The organism is Nonomuraea sp. NPDC049158, from assembly GCF_040648335.1.
Classification (GTDB): Bacteria; Actinomycetota; Actinomycetes; order Streptosporangiales; family Streptosporangiaceae; genus Nonomuraea.
This window is the reverse complement of record NZ_JBEZDM010000001.1, coordinates 473,550-490,649: the sequence shown is the minus strand read 5'-3', so window position 1 is coordinate 490,649 and position 17,100 is coordinate 473,550. Positions and strand designations below refer to the sequence as shown.

20 protein-coding genes are annotated in these 17,100 nt (G+C 68.6%); 10 read left to right on the top strand and 10 right to left on the bottom strand.

All coding sequences use genetic code 11. The annotated features are described in order from the left end of the window. Positions 1-71 precede the first annotated feature (71 nt). The 4 genes from AB0B61_RS02125 to AB0B61_RS02110 form a co-directional block, all read right to left on the bottom strand. Positions 72-1,331 carry a 2-oxo acid dehydrogenase subunit E2 gene (locus AB0B61_RS02125; protein WP_358426572.1) on the bottom strand — a complete coding sequence of 420 codons (1,260 nt, stop codon included), beginning with the start codon at positions 1,329-1,331 and terminating at the stop codon, positions 72-74. Continuing rightward, a complete protein-coding gene (locus tag AB0B61_RS02120; RefSeq protein ID WP_358426569.1) occupies positions 1,324-2,304 on the bottom strand; it encodes a transketolase C-terminal domain-containing protein in 981 nt (326 codons plus the stop codon). Before AB0B61_RS02120 ends, AB0B61_RS02125 begins: the two co-directional genes overlap by 8 nt. After that, entirely contained in the window at positions 2,301-3,239 is a 939-nt protein-coding gene (locus AB0B61_RS02115) for a thiamine pyrophosphate-dependent dehydrogenase E1 component subunit alpha (RefSeq protein WP_358426566.1), read from the bottom strand. Before AB0B61_RS02115 ends, AB0B61_RS02120 begins: the two co-directional genes overlap by 4 nt. A 135-nt stretch (positions 3,240-3,374) precedes the next feature. Further along, the gene (locus AB0B61_RS02110; protein WP_358426563.1) at positions 3,375-4,544 is read right to left on the bottom strand and encodes an FAD-dependent monooxygenase; all 1,170 of its coding nucleotides are present in this window, start codon (positions 4,542-4,544) and stop codon (positions 3,375-3,377) included. A 68-nt stretch (positions 4,545-4,612) separates the two neighbouring features. Here AB0B61_RS02110 and AB0B61_RS02105 point away from each other — a divergent pair, with 68 nt between their 5' ends. Beyond that, a complete protein-coding gene (locus AB0B61_RS02105; protein WP_358426560.1) occupies positions 4,613-5,176 on the top strand; it encodes a TetR/AcrR family transcriptional regulator in 564 nt (187 codons plus the stop codon). Positions 5,177-5,187: 11 nt separating this feature from the next. Here AB0B61_RS02105 and AB0B61_RS02100 read toward each other — a convergent pair whose 3' ends face one another. Beyond that, entirely contained in the window at positions 5,188-5,589 is a 402-nt protein-coding gene (locus AB0B61_RS02100; protein ID WP_358426557.1) for a hypothetical protein, read from the bottom strand. Positions 5,590-5,695: 106 nt separating this feature from the next. Between AB0B61_RS02100 and AB0B61_RS02095 the strand changes: the two genes are divergently transcribed. The 4 genes from AB0B61_RS02095 to AB0B61_RS02080 are packed head-to-tail and all read left to right on the top strand — an operon-like array spanning position 5,696 to position 8,314. Then, positions 5,696-6,169: a methylated-DNA--[protein]-cysteine S-methyltransferase gene (locus tag AB0B61_RS02095; RefSeq protein WP_358426554.1), complete on the top strand. Its 474-nt coding sequence runs from the start codon at positions 5,696-5,698 to the stop codon at positions 6,167-6,169. An 11-nt stretch (positions 6,170-6,180) separates the two neighbouring features. After that, positions 6,181-6,867 carry a 2OG-Fe(II) oxygenase gene (locus AB0B61_RS02090; RefSeq protein WP_358426551.1) on the top strand — a complete coding sequence of 229 codons (687 nt, stop codon included), beginning with the start codon at positions 6,181-6,183 and terminating at the stop codon, positions 6,865-6,867. After that, entirely contained in the window at positions 6,864-7,679 is an 816-nt protein-coding gene (locus tag AB0B61_RS02085; protein WP_358426548.1) for a hypothetical protein, read from the top strand. The genes AB0B61_RS02090 and AB0B61_RS02085 overlap by 4 nt, the downstream gene beginning before the upstream one ends. After that, positions 7,676-8,314, top strand: coding sequence for an alpha-ketoglutarate-dependent dioxygenase AlkB (locus AB0B61_RS02080; protein WP_358426545.1), 639 nt, complete (start codon positions 7,676-7,678; stop codon positions 8,312-8,314). The genes AB0B61_RS02085 and AB0B61_RS02080 overlap by 4 nt, the downstream gene beginning before the upstream one ends. A gap of 25 nt (positions 8,315-8,339) precedes the next feature. On the opposite strand, the gene AB0B61_RS02075 is transcribed toward AB0B61_RS02080, so the two are convergent. Next, positions 8,340-8,810 carry a hypothetical protein gene (locus AB0B61_RS02075; protein WP_358426542.1) on the bottom strand — a complete coding sequence of 157 codons (471 nt, stop codon included), beginning with the start codon at positions 8,808-8,810 and terminating at the stop codon, positions 8,340-8,342. Between the two features lie 247 nt (positions 8,811-9,057). Here AB0B61_RS02075 and AB0B61_RS02070 point away from each other — a divergent pair, with 247 nt between their 5' ends. The 4 genes from AB0B61_RS02070 (at position 9,058) to AB0B61_RS02055 (ending at position 13,609) form a co-directional block, all read left to right on the top strand. Next, complete coding sequence (locus tag AB0B61_RS02070) at positions 9,058-10,512, top strand: Ig-like domain-containing protein (protein WP_358426539.1); 1,455 nt, start codon at positions 9,058-9,060, stop codon at positions 10,510-10,512. 344 nt (positions 10,513-10,856) lie between these two features. After that, the gene (locus tag AB0B61_RS02065) at positions 10,857-12,149 is read left to right on the top strand and encodes a methyltransferase domain-containing protein (protein WP_358426536.1); all 1,293 of its coding nucleotides are present in this window, start codon (positions 10,857-10,859) and stop codon (positions 12,147-12,149) included. 359 nt (positions 12,150-12,508) lie between these two features. Further along, positions 12,509-13,024 carry a serine hydrolase gene (locus AB0B61_RS02060; RefSeq protein ID WP_358426533.1) on the top strand — a complete coding sequence of 172 codons (516 nt, stop codon included), beginning with the start codon at positions 12,509-12,511 and terminating at the stop codon, positions 13,022-13,024. A 93-nt stretch (positions 13,025-13,117) separates the two neighbouring features. Further along, positions 13,118-13,609, top strand: coding sequence for a hypothetical protein (locus AB0B61_RS02055; RefSeq protein ID WP_358426530.1), 492 nt, complete (start codon positions 13,118-13,120; stop codon positions 13,607-13,609). A 318-nt stretch (positions 13,610-13,927) separates the two neighbouring features. On the opposite strand, the gene AB0B61_RS02050 is transcribed toward AB0B61_RS02055, so the two are convergent. The 4 genes from AB0B61_RS02050 to AB0B61_RS02035 all read right to left on the bottom strand — a co-directional run bounded on the left by AB0B61_RS02050 (position 13,928) and on the right by AB0B61_RS02035 (position 16,135). Next, positions 13,928-14,404 (bottom strand): CAP domain-containing protein, encoded by a 477-nt coding sequence (locus AB0B61_RS02050; RefSeq protein WP_358426527.1) that lies wholly within the window; start codon positions 14,402-14,404, stop codon positions 13,928-13,930. Further along, positions 14,395-14,823 carry a hypothetical protein gene (locus AB0B61_RS02045; protein WP_358426524.1) on the bottom strand — a complete coding sequence of 143 codons (429 nt, stop codon included), beginning with the start codon at positions 14,821-14,823 and terminating at the stop codon, positions 14,395-14,397. The genes AB0B61_RS02050 and AB0B61_RS02045 overlap by 10 nt, the downstream gene beginning before the upstream one ends. A gap of 131 nt (positions 14,824-14,954) precedes the next feature. Further along, positions 14,955-15,752: a M56 family metallopeptidase gene (locus tag AB0B61_RS02040; protein WP_358426521.1), complete on the bottom strand. Its 798-nt coding sequence runs from the start codon at positions 15,750-15,752 to the stop codon at positions 14,955-14,957. Further along, a complete protein-coding gene (locus AB0B61_RS02035; RefSeq protein ID WP_358426518.1) occupies positions 15,749-16,135 on the bottom strand; it encodes a BlaI/MecI/CopY family transcriptional regulator in 387 nt (128 codons plus the stop codon). The genes AB0B61_RS02040 and AB0B61_RS02035 overlap by 4 nt, the downstream gene beginning before the upstream one ends. Before the next feature lie 68 nt (positions 16,136-16,203). Here AB0B61_RS02035 and AB0B61_RS02030 point away from each other — a divergent pair, with 68 nt between their 5' ends. Continuing rightward, the gene (locus AB0B61_RS02030; RefSeq protein WP_358426515.1) at positions 16,204-17,097 is read left to right on the top strand and encodes a methyltransferase domain-containing protein; all 894 of its coding nucleotides are present in this window, start codon (positions 16,204-16,206) and stop codon (positions 17,095-17,097) included. Positions 17,098-17,100: the final 3 nt, after the last annotated feature.

Genomic DNA, 17,100 nt, shown 5'->3' with positions numbered 1-17,100 from the left:
TGTGGCTCTCTCCCGCGCTGCCGGGCCTGCTCGGCAGGAGCGCCGACGCGACCCCGGACGACCTGGTCGGGCTACAGGCTCTCGGGCGAACTCTCTAGGGTCTCCTTCAGCGCCTGCAGAAACAGCACGACGTCCCGGCCGTTGACCAGCCGGTGATCGTAGGCCAGGCCGATCGCCGCCGACGTCCGCTCGCCGTCCGGCTGGGGGGAGGTGAGGGCGATGGCGCAGGCCTGACCGGGGAAGACGATCGGGATGGCCATGATGATGTCGGCGTCGTGGTGAAGGGTGACGACGATGTTCCCGCCGGTGAGGTGCGCTTCGCTGAAGCCGCCGTGCTGGGCGAGCTCGCGGAACTCGGCCAGGCGGTCGGCGATGTCCGGCACGGACAGGCGGTCGCGGATCACCGGCACGTAGAGGCCGGTTCCCATGTCGATCGTCACGCCTATGCGTGGTTGGTCGGGTACGTGGGCGGTTCTGTCGTCGAGGAGTTCGGCGAAGAACATCGGGAAGTCGGCGTGCAGCCGGGCGACGGCGGCGATGAGCAGGTCGGGGAGGCCGACCAGCTTGCGGAGGCGTCTGGTCAGGGCTCGGGCGGTCGTCAGGGCGGGGGTTACGTCGACTTTTATCGCGGTGTATCCGGCGGGGATGGTCTGGTGCGACAGGGTCACGGTCCTGCCGACGGCGCGCTGGTGGTTGGACAGCGGGCGAGTCTGTCCGCCGTCGGGGGGTGCGGCGCGCTCCGCGTTCGCGGGGGGCTCGCTGCCCTTGGAGGGTGCGGCGCTCGCCGCGTTCGCGGGAGGTGTGGCGCTCTCCGCGTTTTCAGGGACCTCGCTGGCGCCGGTGGCCGCCGCGAGCCGTTCCACGTCGGTACGGCGTACCACCTTGACGTCCAGCCCAGCCACTAGCGCAGGGTCGAGGCCGAGCTGGTCCAGCAGCGCGCGGGCCGGCGCCGTGATGATCGGCCCGCCACTGACGGCGGGGACAACCGCTGGCGCCGTGACGCTCGGCCCGCCATCAGCGGCCGGGACCCACTCCTGAAGAGCGGCCGACGTCCTCGGCCCACTGTTGGCGGCGGGGACCGGCTCCGGGAGGACAGTCTGTGTCGGGCCGATCCGGGCGATCAGCTGGCCGGGGGTGCACGACGCGCCCGCGCGTACCACCTGGGTCAGCACCCCGTCCTGCTCGCTGACCAGTTCCTCCACCGCCTTGGAGGTCTCCAGCGTCGCCAGCGGGTCATCGCGCCGCACCGGCGACCCGTCCGCCGCCAGCCACTCCAGCAGTGTGTACTCCGAGTCGTTGTTGTTCAGCTTCGGGACCCGGATCTCACCCATCGAGCGCCTCCAGTACGGCCTGGCAGATCGTGCTGTCCTGCAGCACCACGTCACGCTCCAGGTGGGCGGCCGTCGGTATCACGCTGTCGGCCGAGCTGACCAGGCGGATCGGGCGCCGGAGCGAACCCCACAGCCGGGTGTGCAGGTCGGCGGCGAGGTGGCTGCCCCAGGTGCCGCCAGCGCTGCCGTCCTCCGCCACGCAGACCAGCCCCACCTGACCGAGCAGCGGCAGCACGGCGGTGGGGTCGAACGGGTACAGGCGCGACGGGACGAGCAGCGCCCCGGCGAGATCGTGGGAGAGCAGCAGCGTACGCATGGCGGCGATGGCCCGGTGCGCCACGCCGCCAGGGGCGATCAACACGTAGTCGAGGTCGCCGTCGAACCGCACCACGGCCACATCCTCGACCAGGTCCCAGGAGAACAGCTCGTCCACCTCGTACATCCGGCGGGTGTAGAGGACCTTGTCCTCGAAGAGCAGGCAGGGCTCTTCGAGGGCGAGCATGCGGTCGAGGACGGCGCGGTTGTCGTGGAACGGCGACATCTCGAACAGCGAGAGGCCGGGCACGCCGATGAAGTGCTTCTGGAGGTTCTGGCTGTGGGTGGGACCGTAGCCGCGATTGCCGCCCGAGGGGCAGCGGATGACCAGCGGCATCGGGACGCGGCGGCCGTACATGGAGCTGGATTTGGCGGCGAAGTTCACGATCTGGTCGAAGGCGAGCGCGGCGAAGTCGCCGAACATCATCTCGACGACGGCCTTCTCTCCCGCCAGCGCGAGGCCGGAGGCGGCGCCGACGATCGCGCCCTCGCTCAGCGGCGTCGTCAGGACGCGGTCGGGGAAGCGGGTGGAGAGGCCACGGGTGATCTTGAAGGCGCCGCCGTAGGGGTCCAGAAGGTCCTCGCCGAGCACGTAGACACCGGGGTCGTCGCCGAGCAGACCGTGCAGGGCCTGATTGAGGTTCTCACCGACCCTCACGCGGACGTCCATCCGGCAGGGGACCCGATGGCTGGGGACCTGTCGGCTGGGGTCTCGACGGCGGGCGTCCAGACGGCTGGGGGCCGGGCGGCCACCTCTTCAGCGATCATGTCCACGCGGGCGCGGGCCGTCGCTTCGAGGCGGGCCGACTGGTCGGGGTGTTCGGCCTGGTAGGCGGCGTACCAGTCTGGGCGTACGACGTCCGGCGGGCGGGTGTCATCCCCCTTGCTGTGCGGGCCGAGCCGATGCGTGGCGAACTCCACCACCAACGGCACACCACCCCTGACCGTCTCCACCAAAGGCGCGAGATGTCGCCTTATTTCGGAAATATCCAAGCTAGCCACCCGGGTGTGCTCGATCCCGAAGGCCGCCGCCCGCCCCGCGATGGTCCCCGCCATCTGGAGCTCCGTCGGCGTGGACTGGGCGATGCCGTTGTGCTCGACCACCACGAGCAGCGGCAGCCGCCAGAGCTGCGCCATGTTCAACGCCTCGTACACCGCCCCCTCGCCCCACGTACCGTCACCGATGTAGACGCAGGCGAGCCCGCCGGGCTCGCGCCGCTTCAGGTGCAGGGCGACCCCGGTGGCCACCGGCAGGCTCTGCCCCTGCACCCCGGTCGACAGGTAGCGGTCGCGGCGCAGGTGCTGACTGCCGCCCACACCGTCGCACACGGCGCCCTTCCGGCCCATGATCTCGGCCAGCAGCCCTTCGGGATCCCCGAACCGGGCCAGATAGTGGCCGTGACCGCGATGGTTGCTGAACACCCAGTCACCCTCGCGCAGCAGCGGGCGCAGGGAGACGGGGACGTACTCCTGCCCGAGGCAGGTGTGGGTGGTGCCGTTGAGTTCGCCCCGCTCGAAGAGCGCGAGCAGCTTCCGTTCGAAGGACCGGATCAGCAGCAGCAGCGCCAAGTCCTCGTCAGCCAGCCTGTTCATAGGCCCCTTGAGTCCCGGGAGAACCTCCAGAAAGGCTATACAACACCGACATATCACGTCTACGGCTACTCAGTGGCGGAACCGAAAGGCGGACGCGACGCGGTCGTCCGCATCTCAACCAGCCGCACCACCGGCCTAGCGGGCTGGGGCGTACTCCGGCAGAGGCCGGGCGTTCCTGGCCTGCACCCGGCGCTCCACCGCGCCGATCGCCTTCATCAACGGCAGGCGGGCGACGACGTCGCGGACGCACCGGCCGCCTTCGGTCTTGGGCACCATGAGGCGGACGTTAGGACCGATCTGCTGCTTCTTGTCGACCAGCGGACGGTGGGCGAGGTCGTAGCGGGTGAAGGCGATGCGGTGGTCGCCGCCTGCGGCGGCGAGTTCTCCGGCGAGGCGGTAGGCACCGACCAGAGCCAGTTCCGCGCCCGCGCCCGAGGCGGGGGACGCGCACCAGGCGGCGTCGCCGACGAGCGTGATGCGGCCGCTGGACCAGGAGTCCATCCGCACCTGGCCCAGGGCGTCGAAGTAGAAGTCGGGGTCGGCCAGGGCCGTGTCGAGCAGTTCCCCGGCCCGCCAGGACGGGTCGTCCCCGAACGCCTCGCCGATCAGTCGCTTGTGCTCGGCGACGTCCCGGTGGTCGAACTCCAGCGGCGCGGAGCGGAAGATGAAGTACGCCTTGGCCTGAGCGTGGTTGCCGGATCGGTAGATTCCGGTCATCTTGCCCGGCGTGTTGAACATCGTCACCCAGCGGTCCTCACCGAGCGAGGCGTCGGCATTGGCGAAGGCGAAGTAGTGGTCCTTGAACTGGACGAACTGCTCTTCGGTGCCGAAGGCGAGACGGCGGACGTTGGAGTGCATGCCGTCGGCGCCGACGACCAGGTCGAAGCGGCGGGCAGGCGCGTGCTCGAAGGTGACCGTCACCCCGTCGTCGTCCTGCCGCAGGCCGAGGATGGAGTCGCCGAACAAGTACTCGGCGTCGGTCACCTCGTGCAGCAGGGCCACCAGGTCGCCGCGCATGATCTCGACGGAGGCCGGATCCCGGGTGTCGATCCGGGCGACGGCCCGGTCGGCGGCGTCGACGAACTTCATGCCGTGTACGTCGGTGGCGAGCTCGCGGACCCGTGGCAGGAGTCCCATCCGCTCAATCACCTCGACGGCGTTGTCGCGCACGTCCACCCCGTTGCCGCCGGGGCGCAGCCCCGGGGCGCGCTCGACCACGGTGGGCTTGAAGCCGTGCCGGGCCAGCCAGTGGGCCAGGGTCAGGCCGGCGATGCTCGCGCCGGAGATCAGGATCCGCTCGTTCATGGGGGCTCCTTCACGCTACGATAACTGAAATGGACGTTCCAGTTGATTATGTGAAATGAGCATTCCAGTTGTCAACATCCACTGAACCCCCGCGCCGGGCCGACGCCGTTCGCAACCGCCGGCTCGCCCTGGACGCGGCCACCGCGCTACTGACCGAACCGGGCGTATCCCTTACTGTCGAAGCCATCGCCAAGAAGGCGGGCCTGGGGGCGGCGACTGTCGTGCGCGCCTTCGGCGGCAAGGACGCGCTCCTGGACGCCGCTGTGTCCCGACTCCTTGAGCCGGTGGTGCAGCACGCCCGCGACCTCCTCGCCGAGACCACGCCCACGCAGGCCCTGCGGATCTTCCTCCGCGAGCTGATCGCCTTCCAGGCCGCACACTACGCCATCAACGACCAGCTGGGCGGCCTGGATCTACCTGCCACCACGGCCCTGCGCACCGACCTCGTCCGCGCCGTCGAGGAGATGATCGACGGGGCACGCCGCGACGGCGCGGTCCGCACCGACATCGACCCCGCCATCATCACGACTCTGATCGGCCAGACCGCTCTAGCGGTCGCTCGTACTCAGCCACCGTCCCAGGAACTCACCGACGCCTACCTCACCGTCCTGCTGGACGGACTCCGCCCTTGACGGCCTCGCCCTCACCGTTCACGACCGCCCTCATCAACAGCGCCATGAACGCGAGCGTTTGAGACGAGCCACCGCCAGCGCGGCAGCTCCAGCACCACGGTGACCACGGCCAGCACGGACACCAGCACGGCGGCGACCACATGCCAGGCGACCCACGCCGCCACCACGGCGGCCACGACCTGCAGAACGACCAGCGCGATCGTCACCGGCCCCGGCACCGCGACGATCACATTCCGCTTGTCACCCGGAGTGGAGAACAGCGTCGGCAACCCGATCAGCACCACCACCGACAGCACGGCCAGCGGCACGGAATGGGCGGCCAGAGCCCACGGAGTCGCGACCCAGGCGACCAGCTCGGTGGCGAATCGGAAGGCGGACGCGACGCGATCGTCAGGACGCGGTGTGGAGGGCACGCCCGTAACATACCGTTCCCGTCCACGCGCCGAGCGTGCGGCCATCGGTATGCCCAGAGGTCCGAAAACCGCTGACTTTCTGGCCGGCACCGGTGTTGTAGAGAGTATGAGCATCTACACAACGATCGACAGCCCACTGGGCGAGATCCTGCTCGTAGGCGACCCCGTACTGACCCGTGTGGCGTTCGGTGGTGCCGTGCGTCCCGAGTGGCGGCGCGACCCTGGCGCGTTCGCCGAGGCCGAGCGCCAGCTCCGCGAGTACTTCGCGGGCGAGCGGACCGCCTTCGACCTGGACCGCGTTTCCGGCGGCACCGCCTTCCAGGAGCGGGTCTGGGCGGCCGTGGACGCCGTCCCGTACGGGACCACCACGACGTACGGCGAGCTCGCCGCGAGCATCGGCGTGGCCCGCGACCGGATCCGCGCGGTCGGCGCGGCCATCGGCGCGAACCCGCTGCTCGTCATCCGCCCCTGCCACCGCGTCGTCGGCGCGAACGGCTCCCTGACCGGCTACGCGGCCGGCGTCGAGCGCAAGCACGCGCTGCTCACGCTCGAAGGCGCGCTGCAGCCGCAGCTCATCTGATGGAGGTCATCATGAAGGCCGACTGGACGGCCCTGACCGAGGAGGTCAACGCGTACGGCTGCGCGCTGACGCCGCCGGTCCTCTCTCCGGCCGACTGCAAGGAGATCGCGAACCTGTACGGCGAGGTCGGCCGGTTCCGTTCCACGGTCGACATGGAGCGCTACCGGTTCGGCCGCGGGCAGTACCGCTACTTCCGCGAGCCCTTCCCGCCGCTGGTGGCGGAGCTGCGGGCGGCGTTCTACCCGCACCTGCTGCCCATCGCCCGCGACTGGGCCGCCCGGCTGGGACAGCCCGCGCCCTGGCCGGACGACTTCGCCGAATGGCTGGACATGTGCCACGAAGCCGGGCAGACCAAGCCGACGCCCATCCTGCTGCGTTACCAGGAGGGCGACTGGAACGCCCTGCACCGCGACCTGTACGGGGACCTGGTGTTCCCGCTGCAGGTGGTCATCGGGCTCGACAAGCCGGGCGAGGACTACACCGGGGGCGAGTTCCTGCTGGTGGAGCAGCGCCCCCGGGCGCAGTCGCGCGGGACGGTGACCCTGCTGCCGCAGGGACACGGGCTGATCTTCACCACCCGGGACCGGCCCGTGCGGTCGTCGCGCGGGTGGTCGGCGTCGCCGGTGCGGCACGGGGTCAGCACGGTCCGCTCGGGGTTGCGGCACACGCTGGGCCTCGTCTTCCACGACGCCTCGTGACGTACACGCTGATCGGGGCCGACGGCTGGCCGTACGTCAGCGTGCTGCCCGGGACGCTGGGCGGGCATCGGCGGGCGCGGCTGTACGGGCGGCTGGACTGCCCGTCGGCGCTGCGGGCGATCTCGCGTGGGGGGTATGTGCGGGAGCGGGTGTTCTTCGCGGACGAAGTGACGGCTATCGCGGCGGGGTACCGGCCGTGCGCGGTCTGTCTGCCGCAGGCGTACCAAGTCTGGAAGGTCGAACAGGCTGCGGCCGGGCACGATGTGGCCCGGCCCGCAGGAGATCGGCCCGCAGGCGATCGGCCCGCAAGAGACCGGCACGCAGGAGACCGGCATACGGCGGACGGACACACGGCGGCCGAGCTCGCCGAGTTGCTCGGCCTGCTCGCCGCGGCCCGGCCGCGTGCGGAGACCGTCGTGATCGGTCACGGCCGCGACGCCGCCCCCACCGCGGAGGCGTTCGCCGACGCGTGGGAAAGCGGCCCGCAGACGGACAGCGCGTGGGAAGGAACCGTGCTGGCGGTTGTCGACTGGCCGGAGGAGGCGGCGTCGTGGCTCCGCCAGGCCAGGCGGTTCGTGGCGGGCCCGCCGGACGCCTGGGTGGTGGCGGGGGCGCCGCTGGGCTGGGCCCGGATGAGCGAACGCCTCCGGCAGAGCACCGACTGGGACCCCAGCCGTACGTTCGGCTTCGCCTCCACCGCGCGGGCCGTCGCCCTGACCGCGCCTGGAACACTGGAGGGCATGCGCGGAGCGGACACCGACGGCACCACCTGGCGAATCGGCCGCAACCTGATCCACCGGGACCCGGCATGATCCCACTCCCGACACGAGAGATCGCTCCAGGCGCCGTACACGCACCCGGCTGGCTGGCGCTCGACGAGCAGCGCCATCTGGTACGGGCATGCCGCGAGTGGGCGGCGGGCCCGGTCCCGATCCGGCACACCGTACTGCCCCGAGGCGGCGTCATGTCGGTGCGGACGGTGTGCGTCGGCTGGCACTGGCGGCCGTACAAGTACACGCGCGTGGCGGGCGACGTGAACGGCCTCCAGGTCGCCGACTTCCCCGCCTGGATGGTCGATCTGGGCCGCCGCGCCTTCACAGCGGCGTACGGCGAACCCGGCGACGACTACACCCCCGACACGGCACTGATCAACTTCTACGACGACCAGGCCAGAATGGGCATGCACCAGGACAAGGACGAACGATCCGCCGCCCCGGTGGTGTCGTTGAGCATCGGCGACGACTGCCTGTTCCGCTTCGGCAACACGGAGACGCGCGGCAGGCCGTACACCGACGTGCGGCTCGGCAGCGGCGACCTGTTCGTCTTCGGCGGCCCCTCACGCTTCGCCTACCACGGCGTCCCCAAGGTCTACCCAGGCACCGGAGACCCCGCCACCGGCCTGACCTCGGGCCGCCTCAACATCACCATGCGGGTGACCGGTCTATGACGGACTGCTGCCAGGGCGCTTTCCGTCAATGGCAGCGCATGTCGAACCCGGCTTCGTGATATCCGTCGAAGAACTCCACGATGACGCCCTTGTACCCGTTCCGCCATGATCCGCTCGGGTTGACGTACATGGTGCCGGAGAGCTCACGACCCTCGACACCTTCGACCACGGCGGACTCGTAGTAGCGCGCGATCTCGGCGTCCGGCAGCTTGGTGAGCAGGGACATGCGGACCAGATAGTCGCAATGATGGCTGTTGCCCGACTGAATGCCCACCGTGCCCTGCACGCTGGGATCACCTTGCTCGGTGTCGGGCGGGAGCGGGAGCATGCTCACCCGCTCCTCCAGCCGGGCCAGCTTCTCGTCGTTGCGCCACTCGGGGGCCTCGAACACCAGGACGTAGGCGCCGACGGAGGCGAGGAGCGCCAGGCACACGAAGAACGGCCACCTGCATCGCTGTCTCGGTAACGCCTCTGGGGCCGCCTCGATCAGCACCATGCCATCCTCCAGAACGCCCGTCGATTGATCACCATTCAACAACCTGCACCGGTGTGCCGCGGGGCCGTCCGGCCACACCGCAAAAGCGTGCATCTTGAGCGCGTCCTCCGGGGCCTCGATCGTCAACGTGCGGGCCGCGCGAAGACCCTGCGAGCACCTAACGCAAGAGATCAACTACACAGAGTAATCTCCGTCGTGAAGTCGATCTTCGAGGTCATCCCTTACGACAGAGTGGGAGCTCAGGTTGATGTCACAACGATCCAGGTCCGCGCTGGCCTGCGCCCTAACGGCGCTGCTGGCCGCATCGGGGACACAGGTCGCTACCGGTGCGCACGCCGCCGCCCGAGTGCCGCAGGCTGTCACGCGAGCCGCCGCCGGGCCTTGTGTCCGGCCGGGGCAGGCGACCTACCCCGTCAGCTACTACTGGAAGAACATCATCGGCGCCAGGCTGGGCAGCGGGTCGGTCTCGGTCGACACCTCCCCAGCGTTGTGGGGCGGGCAGATCGCACCGGGCAGCGTCTTCACCCTCACGCTGACGCACCGCACGGCCCAGTGGCCGCTACTGGTCACCCGCTACACCACCACCTGGGACCTGTCGTCACTGCTGGCCAACGCCGATGTCGTCAGCCAGTCGGGGACCGGCACCATCAGCGGCAACAGCCTGTCCATCAGCTCGGTGGGCATCAAGACCGACCCATCGCCGAAGGTCATCGTCTTCCGGGTCAGGCAAGGCACCGTCGGGGGCAGCATGACCATCCGGCCGACCGGGATCAGCAGCGTCGTCGCGGCTCCTGGTCAGCTGGGAAACAACACGCCCGCTCCCCCGATCCAGATCGTCAACGGGCAGTCCATCTCGCCCACCAACGCCGTCGCCGACAACGCCACCACCACCATGGGCGCGGCCGTCAGTGTGCCCGTCCTGGCCAACGACACCGCGACCGCACCGACGATCAGCAACGTCACCGCACCCGGCAACGGCACCGCGACGATCTCCGGCGGAAACGTGATCTACACACCCGCCGCGGGCTTCATCGGTACCGACACCTTCACGTACACCATCACCACCGCCTGCGGAACCAGCACCGCCACGGTCACCGTGACCATCCCCTGTCCCTGGAAACCAGTCAACCTGGTCAACGGCAGCTTCGAGACGCCGCCGGTGGCCGTAGCTGACTGGAACATCCCTGACGCCTCCACCAACCCGAGCGTCGGCTGGCACACCACCGCGACCGACAACAAGCTGGAGTTCTGGCGGGGCGGCGCGAGCGGAGTCCCCTCAGCCGACGGCCAGCAGTTCGCCGAACTCAACGCCAACCAGGTCTCCACGCTCTACCAAGACCTGCCCACCGTTCCGGGAACACCGATGACCTGGAGTCTCTATCACCGAGGCCGCCTCGGCACCGACGTGATGCGGGTGCTCATCGGCGCGCCAGGCGCGACCGTGGCGCAGACTCCCACCGGGGCATCCTCGCCGGACATCTCCGACGACAACACCGCCTGGGTCCACTACACGGGGGTGTACGTCGTCCCTCCGGGTCAGACCATCACACGATTCGCCTTCGCCTCGGTGTCGGCCACAGGTGGCAGCGCGGCGTTCGGCAACTTCCTGGACGGCGTGACATTCAGTACGCCGCCCTGCCCGAGCCCGGCTAGAGCTCGGTTGGAGGCGGGCGGATCCCAGGGCACGCGCACTGCGCACTGATCGACGACCGCTCAGGTCCTTGACCGCTACGCAACAACCCGGTCGAAGACCGCGTGGACAGGCACCAAAGCCTCTGTGTGGCAGGGAATAACCAAAATCTTGCCGCACAGGGGCGTCGCAAAATTCCGCCACTCAACACTCACACTCGGCGTAGACTCCCGTCGAGATCCGCTCCGAATTTCTCCGATACCGCCGACGCAAGAAATCCGGCGAGATGGAAGGGATTCCTAAATGGCCAAGCATGAAGGCGACAAACCATCCCAAAAACCAGTGGAGAAGCCAAAGCCGAGCTCGGACAGTTTCCGCCCTGATCAACCCGGCGAGCACGAGCAGCCGGCGACGAAATGAGCGTCGGCGAGCGCATCACCGCCCTCACCGATCAACTTGGGGACGTGGACGGCGAGTGGCAGGCCGCGTTTCACGCCGTGCCGCGCCATCTGTTCATCCCGGACCGGGCCTGGTGCGATCCTGACGACGGTCCCGGCTTTCTCATCGACCGTACGGCCGACCCCGAGACGTGGCTGAACGTCGCATACTCCAACACGGCCATCGTCACGCAGCTGGACGACGGCGCCACCGATCTTGACCAAGGGCTGGGCGACTACACGTCCTCGGCCTCCGCACCTGGCGTGATCGCGGCGGGGCTGCGGTTGCTCGACCCGTACGACGGGGATGAGGTCCTGGAGATCGGCACGGGTACGGGATGGACGGCGGGACTGCTGGCGAGTCGCCTCGGTGACGAGAACGTGACCAGCATGGAGATCGATCAGACCCTCCTCACCACAGCCACCGAGCAGTTGAAGAAGGCCAGACTCTCGCCCCGGCTGATTCTGGGCGACGGCGCGAAAGGGTGGCCCGAAGGAGCCCCCTACGATCGCGTCCATGTCACCTGCGGGGTGCGCGAGGTGCCTTATGCCTGGGTGGAACAGACCCGGCCCGGCGGGGTGATCGTGGCCCCTTGGATGCCCCCTTGGGAGGGCGGGCATCTGGTCAAGCTGGTCGTCGTCGGAGACGGCACCGCCGTGGGAAAGTTTCACAGCGGGGTGGATTTCATGCTGCTGCGAGCACAGCGCCGGCGCCGTACCCAGATTGAGGATGTCTATCGAAAGTCGACGACCTATCTCGACCCCCGCAGAGTGGTGCGCTCATCCGCCGGAGCGGAAGTCGCCATCGCGGGAATGCTGCCGGATTTGTACGGCACGCACGAAAACCAGGAAGGCGGGGAATTTCACCTGTCGCTGTGGTCGGATGATTCCGACGCTCAGGTGCACTATGCCCCCGATTACAAAGGCGTGGCAGTACTACAGCGCGGACCGCGTAATCTCTGGGACGGCCTGGAGGCCGCCTATCTCCGGTGGGTCTCGTGGGGCACCCCGCACAAAGACCGGTTCGGAATGACCGTCACCCCTGACGGTCAGCATATTTGGCTCGACTCTCCGGACCACCGGATCATCCACCCATATTCAAAGGGCGATGGGGCCGAGGTCACGGGCGGTCTCGGCGAAGTCCCGGACCAGGGTGGTCTCGGTGGCGGTGCGCCAGATGAGCGCCCAGCGGGCCAGGGGGGCGTCGCGGATGGGCACGTAGATGTGGTCCGGCCGGGCGTAGTAGCGGATGGAGTGTGCGAAACACGGTGAGACGGCCTCGCCGTTCGAGACGAGGGGATCATCTCGGCAGAGGTGGTGACGATGGGGCCGACCCGAATCGGACGGCCGCTGGGGGTGGGGGTGGGGACAAGCCAGTTGCGCCAGTAGTCCGGCCGGGCGCCGCCGAAGACGATCTCGTCCCCGAGGTCTTCGTACGTCACCGATTCCCGCTCGGCCAGCCGGTGGTCGGGTCCGACCACGAGCACGACCGGTTCGGTGCAGACTACGGGGCCCACGGTGAGGTCGCTCTCCCTGACGGTAACCAAGCAATCAGCAGGTCGATGTCTCCGGAGCGCAGCAGTCTGAATCCGGCGTTGTCGTCTCGGATGGCCTGGCGGCACGCTGATGGGGTGAACATCATCGCTTCCGCGGTGACGCTGAACGTCGACGACGTGGCGGCGTCCAGTGCTTCCTTCACCACCTACCTGGGCTTTCACGAGTCGGTGGCGAGTGGGGCATATGCCTGTCTCGTTCTGCCGGTGTCGACCGTCGAGGACTACCACGCGCTCTACCGGATGCTGCTCAACAAGGGGACCCTGAACGGCGAGCGGATCCTCTCCCGGGCCTCGGTCGCGCTCATGACGATGGACCACCTGACGCCGGAGCAGAAGGCCGAGAAGGACGCCTTCGGCGACCACTTCGGCCGCCACGGCGGTTTCGGCTTCGGCATGGCGGTCAGCACCCACTCCCGCGACCTGGTCTCGCCGGGGCAGTTCGGCTGGGACGGCGGCCTCGGCACCACCGCGTACGCCGACCCTGCCGAGGACCTCGTCGGCATCCTGCTGACGCAGAGCGCGATGGACTCCGTCCACGCGCCCCGCCTCCACCGCGACTTCTGGATCACCGCCTACCAGACAATCGGGTAAAGCCCCGAATGTGATTCAGGTCATGGAATGAGTGTGCACTTCGGCCAGGAGCGTTATCGGCACGACTCCTATCGTTGGTCCATCAAACCAGTCATGACCATCGAAAAGGAAATCGTCATGTCGATTAAGCGCCGGATGTTAATCCTGGCCGCAGGCGCTGCCGCCGGTACCATTCTCGCCGGATCTGCCACCGCCGCCAATGCCGCACCCTCGCACACCATTAAAACGTTGGCGAACATCTGCGTCAGCGCTCCCGTCATCGGGACCACGTGTGCCCCTCTCAGCCCGCCGCCGGTCAATGTGCTGGACTCCGGCCGAACCACTGCGGTTAATGTGCACAAAGTAACGTCCGGCGCGTTCACCGGAAGGATCGAGCTCAAGGCCCAGATCGACGCGGCGGGCGTCGTCCGTCATCAGCTCGTTTCCGCACGACTGCTTCAGAACGGCAGCCTGGTGGCCGGCCCGCTCTCCACCTCGCCTACGATCGTCCAGCCCACCGGTGGCGCCACCAACCTTGCCGGAGGGACCATCAGCGGGTCGGGAGGCAGCATGGTTTTCGGGGCAAGCACCGAGATCCTCAACTGACGCAAAGGAGAGATTCCATGGCGACCCTTGTCACCGGAATACTCGATCGGCGTGAGATGCAATAATATTTGCCAGGCGTCGCAGACGTCGACATGGAGTGGGTTCTCGATGAGGACATCAACGACGCGATTGGCCGCATTCGGACGGGCGAGATCGTGGGCCAGGCGCTTGACCACAGTGTTGGGGAGAACATAGATGGGCGCCTGCGCACCGCGCTGCGCCTGGCCGCCGGCGAGAAAATCGAATCCAACCACATCGAACTCGCCACCAAACTACGCGGTTCGACCCTCGCCGTCCGACCCTGGAAACGCCCATGCGTCATCGGGCGGCGAAGTCCTGCGTCCAGTAGACCTGTCCCTGCGCGTCCTTGACCGCGCCCACCCCGATGAGGGTGTACGAGCAGTTCATGATGTTCTGCCGGTGGCCGGCGCTGTTCATCCAGGTCTTGACCACCTCGGCCGCCGATCGCTGACCCATGGCGATGTTCTCGGCCCAGGCCGAGCCGGTGAAGCCGGTCGCGCGCATGCGGTCGACCATGTCGCGGCCGTCCTGAGAGTCGTGGTCGAAGTAGTCGTTCTTCGCCATGTCGGCTGAGTGCCCGAACGCGGCCTTGCGCAGCCGCGCGTCGTGCTTGAGGGGGTGGCAGCCGCCCTTGGCCCGCTCGGCGTTGGTCAGCCGGACGACGTCGTTCTCCAGTGCCGTGCCGACGGACGTGATGGACGCCTTCCCCTCAGGAACCTTCGGCGCCTTCGTCTCTCGCGTTGCGCGGGTGGGGGTGACGCACGTCAGCCGCACGGCCTTGGACCTGGCTGTGCCGCCCCGGTAGTCCGTGGCGACCGCGTAGTACGTACCCGGCGCGCAGGGCAGTTGCAGCCCTTCCTGGTGGCGCCGCTCTTGACCACCGGATCGGCGCCGGGGACGGCGCGCTTGACTCGGATGCGCAACAGTGCCGGGTGCACACAGCCACGGCGGGCGGCCGAGGTCCGGATCCTGAGCGCGGAGACGTCCGGCCTGACAACGCTCACGTGGCACTCGTCCGATCCAGGGGTCGGCCGGGGAGCCGGCTGTGCCGGCGTCGACGCCGGTGCCGCGCCGTCTACGGGCGCGGTCGCCTCGGGCACCGCTCCGGCCGCTCCGCCCGGCGGCAGGTCGGCGGACGGGGTGCAGGCGGCGAGGCTGGCGACGGTGGCGAGTACCCCCAGGGGTCTCAGCATGGGTTCCTCCAGTGGCGGGGCGGCTGGTGGTCCCGCATTCTGTCGCCCCATTACCGGACTTGTCACGCAAAACTGGACATTTCCCCTTGTGATTAATGTCAAGCGATTGGCCAGCGCCCGCACCGGTGCCGTCACGCTGTCAAGGCGCCCCACGCTGCCTGCCCGATGCACATGACCAGGCTGACGACCACGACGAGACCGGTCAGGGAGAAGATCACTCCGGCCCTGGACGGTTTGCGGATCGGCAGGTCGTCGCCCAGCAGTTGAGCGATCCTGGCCTCGGCTGCGCCGTCGAAAGCCACGGCTGTCGCCGGTGCGGGGCCGGCGCCATCCATCCGGGTCAGTGCTCGTGCCACCGCCTTGGCGCCCAGCCGATCGATCGCGGCCCGGTCGGCTGACAGCTCGGCCCGTTCGCTCTGCCGCCCGAACCACCATCCCGCCAACGGCAGGAAGAACAGGACGTCAGCGGCGGCGCGGAGCATGAGACGGCGCAGCGGGTCACGGCGCCGCGCGTGTGCGGCCTCGTGAACGAGGATCGCGTCGAGCTCTTCGGCGGGGATCGCCTCGGCGGCCCCGGCGGTGAGGTAGAGGCGTGGCCTCAGCGCTCCAGCGCAGAAGGCCGCCGGATTCGCACCGGCCAGACAGACGACACCTGAAACGCCGCTTCGCCGTATCGCGCCCTCAAGACCGGCCGGCTCGGCCGCCCGCGGGAGTGCGGCCAGGCTGCGGGCGGCGGCGACGCCGAGCCAGGTGGCGCGGGCGGCGACAGCCAGCAGGCTCGTCCCGGCCACGACGGCGATGGAGACGAGCCAGCATTGGGCCATCGTCATCCCGGCGGAAACGCTGGGGTGCCACACCAGGCGGACGCCTATCAGTCCGGCCAGCACTGCCAGGCCGGTGCGGTTGTGCCGCCACAGGTAGACGATCACTCGGTCAGCTCCCGCAGGCGGCGCCGCTGCTCGGGCGACAGGCCGTCGAGGTGGGCGGCGAAGGCGGCCAGTGCGGCGTCGCCATACTTGTCCACGAAGCCCGCGGCGGCCCGACGGCTCGACTGAGAGAGGAACTGAGCGGGCGTGACCGCGGCCCGGTATTCATGGGCGCGGCGACCCGGCTCGGCGTGAGCCGCCAGCATTCCCTTGTCGGCCAGCCGTCGCAACGTGGTCATCACGGTGGTGTAGGCCAGCTCCGGCACCAATCCCTGCACGTCCCGGACCACGAACGGCTCAGTGACCGCTCCAGTCCACACGGCCCGCATGAGCCGCCCCTCCAGCGGGCCGAGAACGGCGACCGCCCGATCCAGTTCATCCTGCACGACGGCATACTACTATCCAATGTGAGTACTATCCATTGATAGTAGATCGTCCGATCAGAGGAGCTTCTATGTCGCACACCGAACGTGCCTCTGTCGCCAACCCCGAGCAGGCCGAGGCGTGGAACGAGGGCGACGGCCGGCACTGGGTCGCCCACCGGGATCGCTACGACGAGATGATGAAAGGAATCAGCTCCCACCTGTTCGAGGCGGCTGCCATCGCCCCCGAGGACCACGTGCTGGACATCGGGTGCGGAAGCGGCCAGACCACCTGCACGGCCGCTCGGGGCGCGCAGCACGGCCAGGCACTCGGCATCGACCTGTCCGCTCCCCTGCTGGAGGAGGCCCGGCGCCGAGCCAAGGGCGAGAACCTCGTCAACACGCGCTTCGAACAGGCCGACGCACAGGTTCACCCCTTCGCCGCGGCGAGCGTCGATGTGGTGATCAGCCGTTTCGGGGTGATGTTCTTCAACGATCCTGTGGCGGCCTTCACCAACATCGCACGGGCGACTCGCCCCGATGGGCGTCTGGCGTTCCTGTGCTGGCGGAAACCGCTCGACAACGAATGGATCACCGAACTGGGCGCGGTCCTGGCCTCGTACGTCCCTCTATCCGGTTCCCTCGACAACGACGGCCCGGGGCCCTTCTCCCTGGCGGCATCCGGTCGGATCACCGACCTCCTGCATACGGTCGGCTACACCCAGATCAGCGTGGACCCTGTGGACGAGCCCATGAGACTCGGGGACGACGTGAACGACGTGCTGGACTTCGTCTCCCAGATGGGCCTGGTCAGCAGCCTGCTCGACAAGGCCGACGAAGAGACGAGAGCCAAGATGCTCCACGCCCTCCATGAGCGCCTCGGCTCGCACGAGACGGCGGCCGGGATCTTCCTCAGGAGCGCGGCCTGGCTGGTCACCGCTCGACGCCCCGGATGGGCTCCCGATATTGAGACCAGCGAGAGGTGAGAT